The 12,103-nt window shown below is 44.4% G+C and carries 10 protein-coding genes and 1 tRNA gene; 4 read left to right on the plus strand and 7 right to left on the minus strand.

Features of this window, described 5'->3' with window-relative positions; genetic code table 11:
* Positions 1-13 precede the first annotated feature (13 nt).
* Both hemN and JMX94_RS05265 read right to left on the minus strand, forming a co-directional pair.
* Positions 14-1,558: an oxygen-independent coproporphyrinogen III oxidase gene (hemN, locus tag JMX94_RS05260; protein ID WP_227673521.1), complete on the minus strand. Its 1,545-nt coding sequence runs from the start codon at positions 1,556-1,558 to the stop codon at positions 14-16.
* Between the two features lie 183 nt (positions 1,559-1,741).
* Positions 1,742-4,237: a penicillin acylase family protein gene (locus JMX94_RS05265; RefSeq protein WP_201563881.1), complete on the minus strand. Its 2,496-nt coding sequence runs from the start codon at positions 4,235-4,237 to the stop codon at positions 1,742-1,744.
* Positions 4,238-4,617: 380 nt separating this feature from the next.
* Here JMX94_RS05265 and JMX94_RS05270 point away from each other — a divergent pair, with 380 nt between their 5' ends.
* A complete protein-coding gene (locus tag JMX94_RS05270) occupies positions 4,618-6,186 on the plus strand; it encodes a YifB family Mg chelatase-like AAA ATPase (protein WP_201563884.1) in 1,569 nt (522 codons plus the stop codon).
* Positions 6,187-6,198: 12 nt separating this feature from the next.
* Here JMX94_RS05270 and JMX94_RS05275 read toward each other — a convergent pair whose 3' ends face one another.
* The 4 genes from JMX94_RS05275 to JMX94_RS05290 form a co-directional block, all read right to left on the minus strand.
* Positions 6,199-6,891: a phosphoglycolate phosphatase gene (locus JMX94_RS05275; protein WP_201563886.1), complete on the minus strand. Its 693-nt coding sequence runs from the start codon at positions 6,889-6,891 to the stop codon at positions 6,199-6,201.
* A gap of 101 nt (positions 6,892-6,992) precedes the next feature.
* Positions 6,993-7,493: a DUF4385 domain-containing protein gene (locus tag JMX94_RS05280; RefSeq protein WP_201563888.1), complete on the minus strand. Its 501-nt coding sequence runs from the start codon at positions 7,491-7,493 to the stop codon at positions 6,993-6,995.
* A gap of 195 nt (positions 7,494-7,688) precedes the next feature.
* A tRNA-Phe gene (locus tag JMX94_RS05285) sits at positions 7,689-7,764 on the minus strand.
* Between the two features lie 122 nt (positions 7,765-7,886).
* Positions 7,887-8,309 carry a hypothetical protein gene (locus JMX94_RS05290; protein WP_201563890.1) on the minus strand — a complete coding sequence of 141 codons (423 nt, stop codon included), beginning with the start codon at positions 8,307-8,309 and terminating at the stop codon, positions 7,887-7,889.
* 387 nt (positions 8,310-8,696) lie between these two features.
* On the opposite strand from JMX94_RS05290, the gene hisB reads away from it, so the two are divergent.
* From hisB to JMX94_RS05305, 3 genes are all read left to right on the plus strand, one after another.
* Positions 8,697-9,371, plus strand: coding sequence for an imidazoleglycerol-phosphate dehydratase HisB (hisB, locus tag JMX94_RS05295; RefSeq protein WP_201563891.1), 675 nt, complete (start codon positions 8,697-8,699; stop codon positions 9,369-9,371).
* On the plus strand, positions 9,372-10,016 hold the full coding sequence (gene hisH / locus JMX94_RS05300) for an imidazole glycerol phosphate synthase subunit HisH (protein WP_201563893.1): 645 nt from the start codon (positions 9,372-9,374) through the stop codon (positions 10,014-10,016).
* 183 nt (positions 10,017-10,199) lie between these two features.
* Entirely contained in the window at positions 10,200-10,592 is a 393-nt protein-coding gene (locus tag JMX94_RS05305; protein ID WP_201563895.1) for a hypothetical protein, read from the plus strand.
* A 46-nt stretch (positions 10,593-10,638) separates the two neighbouring features.
* Here the strand turns inward: JMX94_RS05305 and JMX94_RS05310 are convergent, their stop codons facing one another.
* Positions 10,639-11,985, minus strand: coding sequence for a valine--pyruvate transaminase (locus JMX94_RS05310; RefSeq protein WP_201563897.1), 1,347 nt, complete (start codon positions 11,983-11,985; stop codon positions 10,639-10,641).
* Between the last annotated feature and the right edge of the window lie 118 nt (positions 11,986-12,103).

The following is a 12,103-nucleotide window of genomic DNA, read 5'->3' on the forward strand; positions in this document are numbered from 1 at the left end:
GACTCAGTGTATTTTAGATGACCTTGGAGAAGCGGTTTTTATGTTTTTTCTCAAGGTATTCATCAAATACCATAGCGACGTTGCGACCTAATAAACGACCTCTGGGTAATACGCGAATACCAGCAGCATCCATATCAATCAAGCGATCCTGTTGCATCTCACCCAACTGTTGGATTTCATCGATAAAGTAGGTAATAGCGTCGATACCAAACTTCTGATTGATATCTCGAAAATCCATATAGTCGTGACAGAGTAAATTCATAATCACGTATTCACGTAAGCGATCTTTAATCGAGGTTTTAATCACATTGACCGCGGGCATGACGGTTGGGTTATTACGTGCTGCGTCGATATTTTCTTTATATATCTGCAAATCAGTGTGGTTTTGCAAGATATAGCTGCTATTAGCATTAGAGATTTGACTGATTGACGACACCCCAAAGCCCAATAAATCGCAATCGCCCATGATGGTATAACCCTGAAAATTGCGATGTAATTTGCCTTCGCGCTGGGCGATGGCAAGCTCATCATCAGGTTTGGCAAAATGGTCAATACCAATATATTGATAACCGGCTTCGGTTAAGGTGTTGATGGTATTGCCGAGCATCGTAAGCTTGGCAGCTGGCGTCGGTAAGTCCGCTTCTTTAATCTGGCGTTGAGATTTAAAACGCTCAGGCAGATGAGCATAGTTAAATACCGATAAGCGATCGGGTGCCATTTCAATAATGCGGCGTACCGTTGTATCCAAAGTTTCAGGCGTTTGATGCGGTAAGCCGTAAATCAGGTCGACGTTGGTAGAATGGAAGCCCAGGGCGCGCGCCTCAGCAAGCACATTTTCAATCAATTCAGCAGAATTTATACGGTTGACGGCAATTTGTACTTTTTCATCTAAGTCTTGTACGCCCAAACTCACGCGGTTAAAACCCAAGTTACGTAGTACTGTTAATGTCTCGTCTCCCAGCTCGCGCGGGTCGATTTCAATAGAGTAATCGCCTTGGTCTTCTGGCAAAAATTCAAACTGGGTCTGCAAAAACTCCCACAGTTGTACCAACTCATTATCTTGTAAAAAGGTTGGCGTACCACCACCGAAATGCAGCTGTTTGACCAGTGGTTTTTTGCCGTCTTCTGGTGTTTGTAATAAGCTACGTTTATGCTTAATTTCCGCCATTAAATATTCTAAATAATCACCGGCATCGCTATTTTTTTTGGTGATGATTTTATTACAAGCACAGTAATAGCAAAGGTGCCGACAAAACGGAATATGAAAATATAGCGATAAGGGCGCATGGGCTTCGCGTTCTTGTAGAATCTTAGTCTCGAGTCCTGCTGGCATCGGTGAGAATTCTAAAGCGGTCGGGTAGGAGGTATAGCGCGGCCCAGAACGATTGTATTTATTAATAATCTCTTCATCGAATGCTGGCAGCTGCTTACTGGTGATGCTGCCACGGGTACTGGCATACGGATTGTCCGGCTGCGTCACAGGGCGTACCGTGGTCGGCTGCTCGCTGGCATGAGCGAAAGACGTTTGGTCGCTATTGATATCGGATGGTTCTGACATGCGAGATTCCTCGGTTTAACTGTATAAATCGCCATTTAAGTAATAAGCAGTATAACAAATCATTGGTTATAGTGGCATGGATGGCAAGTTTTCGTATATACCCATAAAGTTGTATTGTTATCTGGAATAAAAAAAGACCTCAGGATTGGCCTAAAGTCTTTTTTGTAATGCTTAACGATTTGGCTATGACTCTTCCCTTAATTTAATTACCTCACCAACGGCTTTTTGGGAGATTTCGCTGCTGCTGAAAGGCACACGAATCCACTCTTTAGCTGAATAACGACGCGTCTGATCGCGATGATAAGGGCGCGTACTATCCCCTGCTTGTGAATAGGCAAGCAGCGCCTCTACGACAGGACCTTTAGCATCAAAAGTCACCGCTTGCATGTAGGTTGGCCCATTATTAATAATATAATTACCAACCTCATTGACTCCTTCACCTCGGGCAGCGTTAAAGATACCTTCGCTACCATAACCACCATGCATAGGGATACGCTGATTATTCTTGCCAGCATCTAGCACATATTGCAACTCACCTAAGCTGGCATCAAGCGCTATGCCTTTATTTTGGAAATAGGCAATCGCATCGCCCAAAGCTTGGCGAGTTTGTGGCGTAATTTTCAGCTCACGAGGCGTATTGACAGGGTCTGCCTCGTTAAATGGCACTTCAAATGCGGTATTTGTGTACTCGCTAACACCAGCCTTGCTCCAAAACTCTCTAAACACATGAGCGCCTCGGCTGTCGATATTGTTGCGACGATCCCAATTACTCAGGATGCTACAAGCTTGTTTGCCATCGATAGTTCCGCCACCCGTCAGAGGTAACATAGCGTTGGCGTTACAATCTGCTAAAACATCATCGAGAACCAACTCGGCAGCATAGCTACGGTTGCCATAAACGACGTCTTGCATATTGTTTAAGGTAAAGGTAGTGCCACCCAAGCCATCTGAGTTATTAAGACGGTCTAATACTTGCTGAAATGCCATGCGTGTGCGTAAAGAAAGTGGCACGCCCTCAGGGCTAGTCGCACTAGGGAATGGCGTTAAACGACGACGTAGCAGCGGTGAAAACCCTGTTAAAGGCTCATCTAAGTTGCTCAACCAATAAGTATCGTTTGAGTTAAGCACATAGTCATCACGAATTAAGAAAGGCAGATTTGAGCGCCCAAAAATACCTGCTTGCGGCGAATCGGCATCATTACCCCATTCGCAATCCGCCTTGCTACCATCCAATGCTGGTAGCCCAAAACTGACGATGGCTTGTAAATAGGGCTTGCCAGCAGTACAACTCGTGAGTTTTTGAGCGGTGACATGCGGTACGGTTGAGATATCAGCATAAAGCGCTTTACCATAGCGGTCGGTGGCAATGGTATTAACAAATCCTAGCCCAACCATATCTTGCATTTTATCGACCAAATCCTCGACACTGATGGCTTTATTCATACTGCGCCATTGGTTTAATGAGCGGGCGTTTTCTGCGGCGGCATCACGGATAGTAAAGGCGATATTATTTGCGCCCCAAGGTGGCAGTAAGCCATTGACTTGATTGACGGCTATCATAGGACCAAAATGTGACGAATAAATAGATCTGACCAGCGTCTTATTATCTGGCAGTTGGATGGTGACGTCATCCTTTTTAATATCACGTTGCTCAACGACGCCTGCACTATTGGTATAGTTGTACTTCATTGGGTCGCCATCTACTAAGCTGAGCTGATACAGGGTAAAACGTTTGGCGGTAGAAACCGTATGGCTCCAAGCGACGTCTTTATTAAAGCCAATATTGGGGAAAGGTTGTCCTTGCTGTCCTGCTCCCATGACATCAAGCTCGCCTGGCATCGTCAAATGGAACTCATAAAAGCGCTGTAGACCATCCCATGGCTCATGAGGATTGCCATAAAGGATACCGCTCTTAGTGCCAGTGACTTCACTACCAAAAGCATAGGCGTTACTGCCGCCATCAGTCACATTGATGGTTTTCATATCAAAATCAAAGCCTGAGGCCAAATCCGCTGCCGACTCTGGCGATAAGTCGTTCTCTGGTTCTATAGAAAGCGTACGCATTCGAGAGCTACCCATGATACCTTTTTCGACTGAAGGCGCCGCAGTGGCGATAGGCGTAACAAAGTTTGATAGACCACCGCGCAAATTGGCCTTGCCGTAAAGCGCTAGCAAATCATCGGTAGTGATTTCGCGAACCCATTCAGCGCCTGCACAATCAGGATCGATATTGTCGACGCCTTTATCACGTAAATAGCGGCTATAACCCGCGGCATAACCTGCTACCGCATCCAAAACCTCAGGCTCTTGCGCATCTAAAAACTGTTTACGCTTAGCCTCTGAGTTATACCAGGTATAAAAGACATCACTATCGACATCGCCTTTATCACCCAGATAACGCATACTCTCGCCCTTAGCGATTACGATTTCGCGCGCCAGTGAGCAGATATTATCTTCAGCAAAGGCATAGCCGACGCCATAACCCAAGCCTTTATAGTTCTTGGCAGTGATGTGCGGTATCCCAAACTCAGTGCGCTGGATATCCGCCGCATAGCTGTCATCGTTATCTATATTGCCATTAAAATTATCGTTATCCGAACAGCCAAACAATCCCAACGAGACTGCCATCGTCAATAGCGTGAGTGTGTGTACACGCCGATTCAGCATATTGATGCTCATAAGCTTACCCATCCATGGTTAATTACGATTTTATAAAGCGTCGACAAAAACCACCATCAAGCTTTATATGTCAATAAATTCCTTTTATTGCCATGCTTTTTTATGCCTTATATTGCATTTATTATGCGTGATGATAGATAAGATAAGTTAAAAAGCATTTATCAATCATATAACACTTTCAAACCTCTATGCTAGCGAATAAACCAACGGATTTAATGGCTGATATTTGGCTTAAAGATAGCAATAAATGACCTTTATCTATTTAAATAATAGGCTAGGAACAATACTATTCATACAGATTGATAAATTATAAGACACGACATTTGCGCACTGATTAATAATACTCTATTATCGATAAATATCTATATTAGGAAACGCTCATGTCGTTTGCTCAAGTCTATACGCGCTCAGTCGTCGGACTGCATGCCCCGCAGGTCATCATCGAGGTGCATTTATCACAAGGCTTGCCAGCGCTGACCATTGTCGGTTTGCCTGCTGCTGCCGTACGTGAAAGTAAAGATAGGGTGCGCTCGGCGATTTTGAATTCGGGATTTCAATTCCCTAATCGCCGCTTGACGATTAATTTAGCACCAGCAGACTTGCCAAAAGATGGTGCAAGGCTAGATTTGCCGATTGCCATCGGTATTTTAGCGGCAAGCGGGCAACTTGAGCCAGAAGTACTGTCAGGGTTTGAGTTTATCGGCGAGTTAGCATTGAATGGTGAGTTGCGGCAGGTAAGTGGTAGCTTGGCGGTTGCACGGGCAATGAAAGCAGAGTCAGTAGTGGCAAAGTCTGCAACAGCTGATGAACAAGAGCCGCGCCAGTTACAGCAATTACGGCAATTACGTCAATTAATAGTACCGATTGATAATGGCGCGGAAGCAAGTCGTGTTGAAGGCGTCGAGATATTAGGCGCTCGAAGCCTAAAAGCGGTTTGTGACCACTTACAATCGTTAGCTGACCCAAGCGTAATCACTGAGAGACTGGAGATAGTCACGCCCAGTCCGGCGCAGCAGCATATTGGTTATCACGTAGATTTGGCGGATGTAAAAGGTCAGCATCATGCTAGGCGGGCGTTAGAGATTGCTGCAGCCGGTGGTCATTCACTGTTGTTTACAGGGCCACCCGGTTCGGGCAAGACTTTGATGGCGTCACGCCTACCGACTATCTTGCCTGATTTGAGTGATGAGGACGCGTTAGAAGTTGCCAGTACCTACTCAGTGGCAGACAGCGACTATGATTATGGTACGCGGCCATTTCGCCAAGTTCACCATACTATATCAGCTGTTGCTTTGGTCGGTGGTGGTTCTCGTCCCAAACCTGGCGAGATTACCCTTGCCAATAAGGGCGTTTTATTTTTGGACGAATTACCAGAGTTTGACCGTACGGTGTTAGAAGTATTGCGTCAGCCGTTGGAAGCCAAGCAAATCACCATTAGCCGTGCAAACTCACAGCTTACTTTTCCGGCAAATTTTCAACTAGTGGCGGCGATGAATCCTTGTCCGTGTGGCTATGATGGCGACGGATCAGGACGATGTCGCTGCCGACCGGAGCAAATTAAGCGCTATCAAGATAAGCTATCAGGGCCACTGCTTGATCGCATTGATTTGCATATTACCGTGCCAGCACTGCCAATAGCTGATTTGCAAAATGCTCAAGCTGGCGAAACCTCGGCACAAGTGCGAATTCGGGTCGCTGCTGCCCATAAGCAGCAATTAAAACGCCAAAAAAAGGTCAATAACGAGCTGAGTCCTAGCGAGATTGATAAATATATTCAGCTAGGCGCGGGCGAGCAGCAGTTATTACAGCTCGCTCAGCAACGTCTTAATCTATCTGCCCGTGGCTATCATCGTGTATTACGCGTCGCGCGTACCATTGCTGATTTGGCTGATAGTACTGATATTACCAGCGCTCATGTATCAGAGGCGCTGAGTTATCGTAGTAAGTAATTTACTTGAAGTTCAATTATTTATAATCTCCTTTTTTAAAAGGTATTTAACCAATGCCGCAAAGTCATCAAATGCTGCGGTAGGATTGAGCTCGCGAATATCTTGCCCGTAGTTATAACCATAAGACAGTCCAAGGGTGTCTATATTGGCGTTTTGTCCGGCTAATATATCGTTTCTAGAATCACCTATCATCACCGCCTGTGCTGGAGTCACATTCAACGCCTCACAGACATGCAATAGCGGCGTGGGGTCAGGCTTTTTAAGAGGTAGACTATCTCCGCCCAGTACTTCAGAAAATAAATCCTGCCAGCCAAAAGACTGCAATATCTTAGGGACAAAACGAATCGGTTTATTGGTCACTAATGCCAACGTATAGCCCGCTGCTTTGAGCTTTTTTAGTCCGCTATCGACATCTGGGTAGGCGACGGTTTTGCTACCGCTAATATTTTTATAAGCGTCAAAAAACACCTGCTCGGCGTGATCGGCTTCCTCGACCGTTAATTCATCTTCTAGTACTTCTATTTTACCCACCAACGCGCGTTCGACCAGCATTCTTGAACCATTGCCAACCCAATTGCGGATGATGTCGAGAGAATAAGTCTCTTTACCAAGTGTGGTTAGCATGGCGTTCGTCGCATCAGCCAAATCTGGTACGCTATCAATCAATGTGCCATCAAAGTCAAAAATTAAAAGCTGCTTATCCATTATTTCTCGCCTTTCGGGTTATCACGTCTGTTTCTTAGATTTATGTTTTAACCATAGCATAAGAAGCCATTAAAGCGCATGCAAAGCGCATTTTTACTCGATTATTTAACCTCTTTATAGCGCTCACGGTGTGCCGCTTTCATCTTTAGATAGGTTTCATTTTTACGGCACTTATCCCATTTTTGTTTAAAAATACGCGCAGATTCTGCTTTGATAGGGTCTTCGCTTTGCCGTGGTAATTCTTCGCGTCCATGCGCGCCGCTTTGGCCTTTTTTATCATCGGGCACGGGTCCCTTATACTTTTTGCCACCTTTATGATTGGCATAGCGGCGGGCGCGGGTATAACCCATTTGAATAAATTTGCGCGCCATATCCGCACCAACAAAGTCATCAGCTGCCAAATAATCTAAAAACATTTGATAAATAATTTCGCTACTCTCAAGCGCGATATCAGGCGTCGCAAAGCGCCAGTGCGGCAGGATTTCGGATTTATAAGGCTCGACCAATAACACGCCTTGCTCACCGCGACCGACGCGATACAGCTCAGGCTGCGCGCGTAAGTTTAGGTTTTTATAATCCAAATCATAATCAAACTCTCTCATGGCTTCTACCTCTTGCAGCTAATTGGTTGTTTTAGTATAGAGAGCATTTGCACTTCAAAAACAGCCTAAAAATGTTATGTATTAGTGTGGGTATCAGATGTTATTGATAGGTATCCCTGTAATGTTTATCAAATTTTAAGCATAAAAAAAGCCCCAAACATAAATGTTCGGGGCTTTTTAGAATTCTTAAACGAATGGTGGCTCGAGGCAGGTTCGAACTGCCGACACACGGATTTTCAATCCGTTGCTCTACCGACTGAGCTATCGAGCCGTCTTCGTTGAGGCGCTATTAAACTAAATATCGGCGTTACTGTCAAGTGGTTTTTGCATAATATGCGATAAAAAGGCATAAATAGTCAAATATAAGCCAAATTCAAGCTTTTAACCTCACATTTAATCCTTAACGCGCAGTAGCTCATACTCGCTCATGATACGATGAATATCGGCATCGACTGGGACAAACTCACGGACGCCTTTTTTCACTTCGGCATCATAGACCAGTTTGATAAATTTAGCATCGATAGCGCGACCTCGATTTTGGGTGTGTACTGTGAGATATTGCAAGCGCTTGGCATCGGTTTGTCCATCATCAAAGCAGGCAACGGCGGCGATAGGCTTGTCATTAAACATACCGACATACAGGGTTTGACCACGCTTAAAGCCTTGCTCAACGAGATGTAGTACTTCTGCGCCACTTGGCTGGTTCTCATCGCTGTCATATAAGGCATGCAGGCGCTCGGATAGTTCGTTTTCACGCACAGGTTTTTTAATCAGTGGCGCATCCAAGCTGTTGATGGCGATCGCTTCTAAAGGCATAATCAGTTCCTATAAATAATCGGTTGCTATAAGGTGATACAGCGTGGCATCGAGTGTAGCATTGTAGAGTCGGTGCGGTTCATGATTGATAATACTGAACTCACTATTTTAGCAGAATGACAGGATTTTGTGCGTGGTTTACTGCTTGGTCGTGGCAGTAAATGCTAGGGTTTGCTATGATGAAGATAGATGATGCTTTTTATGCATAAAAGCTAATACTTTGGCTTTTATGCATAAGCTTTTTGAATAAGCATTGAACCCATTTTTAGCTTAGTTTTTTATATTTTTTATTCATTGTTTTATCATTTGCTTTAGACGCTAGTAAGAATGATTTGGGCGCTTTTTCGCCCTATTTTATTGACCGCTTTTCATTTATAGAGAGTAGCCATGACTGCCAATTCTACGACGACAACCAATACCGCCGATACAACTGGGCAAAACCAATCTGCCAATCTAAATTTACATGGTCGCCCAGCCCGTACCGCTACCGTTGAGCGTAATACTGCTGAAACGCAAGTGACTTGCACCGTCAATCTTGATGGAACGGGACAAGGAACTGTCGATACTGGCGTGCCATTTCTAGACCATATGATTGATCAAATCAAGCGTCATGGTTTGTTTGACTTAGACATCAAATGTACCGGCGACACCTTTATCGATGATCACCATAGTGTCGAAGATACGGGTATTACACTTGGGCAAGCATTCAATAAAGCATTGGGCGATAAAAAAGGCATCCGTCGTTACGGGCACTTTTACGCGCCACTCGATGAGTCACTAACGCGCGCGGTTGTTGATTTATCAGGACGCCCTGGTTTGCATATGGACATTCCTTTTACCCGCTCGCATGTTGGTAACTTTGATGTCGATTTATTTAGCGAGTTCTTCTATGGCTTCGTCAACCATTCATGGTTGACGGTGCATTTAGACAATCTTAAAGGTAAAAACAGCCATCACCAGATCGAATCTACCTTTAAAGCCTTTGCTCGTGCGCTACGTATGGCTTGCGAATATGATGAGCGTGCGCTGAATACCTTGCCATCGACCAAAGAGGCTTTTTAGATGAGCCGAACCACAAAGATTGCTTTATTAGATTATGGCATGGGTAATCTGCACTCGGCCAGCAAGGCATTGTCAGCGGTAGGCGCGGAAGTCTCTATTACCAATGACCCAAAAGTGGTCGCGGCGGCTGATAAGATTTTCTTCCCCGGTGTCGGTGCGATGCGTGATTGTATTGCTGGCATGCAAGATGCGGGTATTGACGAGGTCATACGTCAGGCGATATTTAATAAGCCTGTTATGGCCATTTGTGTTGGCATGCAGGCGTTGTTTGAGCAGTCCGCTGAGGATGGTGGTACAAAATGTTTGGGCATCTTAGATGGCAATGTAGAAGCGTTTGACCCGACGTGGAAAGACGAGCAAGGGGCGACCATTAAAGTGCCGCACATGGGCTGGAATACTATTAACGGTATGGATTTCGAGCATCCATTGTGGAATGGCATCGAAGACAATGCGCATTTTTACTTTGTACATAGTTATTACTGCGCGCCTAGCGATAACGCGCAAGTGGCGGCCGTTTGTGATTATGGTCAGCAGTTTTGTGCCAGTATTTTGCAAGACAATTTATTTGCCACCCAATTCCATCCAGAAAAAAGCCACACCGCGGGCTTACAGCTGTTAAAGAACTTTGTCGATTGGAATATTTAACCAGTATGCATTAAATGTTTGATTGGTCCGTTTTGATTAAACAGTTTCGATTAAACAGCTTCGATTAAATAGGAAGGTAGGTTAGCAAATGCATAATCTACCTTTTTTATTTTTAATTTATACTTAGTTGTTTTTTTTATTTATACTCAGCTATCTTCTATCTCTTATACGCGGAATAAAATCGTGGATTTTTATCTCTTCAAAAACGGTGTCGTGGCTGCCACAGGGTTAGACAAAGACGCCTTGCATATTTATGTGGGCATCAGCGTGTACCTATTAAGTTTAATCTTGCTACGTCCAATTTTTAAAAAATATAGTGTCAGGGCGTTTATCGCTTTAATTATGGTGACCGCCATCGCCTTATTGGGCGAATATTTGGATAATCGCCAGACGATTACTGAGCTGGGTATCACAGCGATAGGCAGCACGGAGCTAAAAGCCAGTATTCACGATTTGATTAATACCTGTCTGCTGTCTTATATAATCTATGGCTTTACGGTATGGACAAAGACGTTTCAATCAATCAATACCGTCAAACCTATGATTAAAAGGCAGAAAAAAACGGACTATTCATAAGTCCGTTTTTTTATTTCTACCATTAACACTTTGCTTAATAAAAACTTTAATAGTTCTGACTATTAGCCTCATCATAAAGCTCGCGCACCACTTCACCAATGACTTTAATGCCATCCGTTAAGGTCTGTTCGTCAGCGGCGATACTCATACGGATACATTCATGGGCATGTTGGTAACCACTGACATCGACACCAGGGAAGAAATACTGACTTGGTACAATCAATGTGCCTTTTTCTTTAAGGCGCTCGTATAGCTCAAGCGTGCTAATTGGCAAATCTTTAAACCATAACCATAAAAATATCGCGCCCTCAGGCTTATGAATCATCAATGGATAATCACCCAAAGCATCTTTTAAAAGCTTTACTGCTAACGTGGCTTGCTTTTGATAAAAGGGTTTAATCTCATTATCAGCTAACTGCTTGATACGGTCATCGTTCACCAATGGCGTGGCAATTGCCGCCCCAAAGCGGGTCGGTGCTAGATTGACCACCGCATTCATCGCGCTGACTGCTTCAATCACTTTAGCATCAGCAACGATAATGCCGGTACGCATACCGGGCAAGCCAATTTTAGACAGGCTAAAGCAAAGAATCGTATTGTTATCCCAACTTAATTGCGCGTCTGAATAAATGATATTCGGGAAGGGCATACCGTAGGCGTTATCGATAATCAGCGGTATCTCATAACGCTTGGCAATCTCGGCCAAATGCGCCATCTCCTCATCGGTCAACACATTGCCCGTTGGATTGGTCGGACGCGAGCAGCAAATCGCGCCAATGCGACCTTCTTTTAGCGCTGGCAAGTTCTCTAACGCCTCAAAATCCACACGATATTTGAAGAAACCTGCTTCGCCATCATGAGTCACTTCATCGATATGCGGCAATACTGCTGCGAAATGTTGACCTTCGACATGCACATCGCTATAGCCAATATATTCAGGGGTTAATGGCAGTAGAATTGATTTATCGATAGACTGGCTTTCTTTATCTTGGCTCTTTTCATCAGCGAACGCCCCACCAAATAAATTAAACAAATAGAAAAAAGCATTCTGTGAACCGTTGGTCAAAGCGATGTTTTCTGCCGTCAAATTCCAATCATAATGACGGTTAAAGAAGCCAACCAAAGCATCAATAAAACCCGCATCACCCTGCGGATTGGAGTAATTTGCCATACTAATAATCGCGCTACTATTGGCTTCACCGGTATCGTTATCAACGCCAAGCGCCTTATAAGTCTCTAAAAATAGCTCATTGACGGCATCAATCTTGGCAGGATTACCACCGCCCAGCATATTGACAGGCTGATCGCTTTTTAGCGCATCGCCCAAGTCATCCATCAGTTGTGAGATGCCAGTTGGCTGGGTAAATTTTTGACCGAACTTTGAGAATTTCATAAGGCTACCGTACTTTCCTAAATGGTTTATGAGGGCTATATCTGAATGCTGAGATGGGCATTAGTATAGCAAATAGTCAGTTTTAAACGAGCTTGAATATGAATACTGGCTGATATTG

The sequence above is a fragment of the Psychrobacter sp. CMS30 genome (assembly GCF_904846565.1).
GTDB lineage: Bacteria > Pseudomonadota > Gammaproteobacteria > Pseudomonadales > Moraxellaceae > Psychrobacter > Psychrobacter maritimus.

Coding starts and splice junctions, on each gene's coding strand:
- hisH (WP_201563893.1), top strand. CDS start 9,372: ATGAGCCGAACCACAAAGATTGCTTTATTAGATTATGGCATGGGTAAT.
- JMX94_RS05270 (WP_201563884.1), top strand. CDS start 4,618: ATGTCGTTTGCTCAAGTCTATACGCGCTCAGTCGTCGGACTGCATGCC.
- JMX94_RS05310 (WP_201563897.1), bottom strand. CDS start 11,985: ATGAAATTCTCAAAGTTCGGTCAAAAATTTACCCAGCCAACTGGCATC.
- JMX94_RS05265 (WP_201563881.1), bottom strand. CDS start 4,237: ATGAGCATCAATATGCTGAATCGGCGTGTACACACACTCACGCTATTG.
- hemN (WP_227673521.1), bottom strand. CDS start 1,558: ATGTCAGAACCATCCGATATCAATAGCGACCAAACGTCTTTCGCTCAT.
- JMX94_RS05290 (WP_201563890.1), bottom strand. CDS start 8,309: ATGCCTTTAGAAGCGATCGCCATCAACAGCTTGGATGCGCCACTGATT.
- JMX94_RS05275 (WP_201563886.1), bottom strand. CDS start 6,891: ATGGATAAGCAGCTTTTAATTTTTGACTTTGATGGCACATTGATTGAT.
- hisB (WP_201563891.1), top strand. CDS start 8,697: ATGACTGCCAATTCTACGACGACAACCAATACCGCCGATACAACTGGG.
- JMX94_RS05280 (WP_201563888.1), bottom strand. CDS start 7,493: ATGAGAGAGTTTGATTATGATTTGGATTATAAAAACCTAAACTTACGC.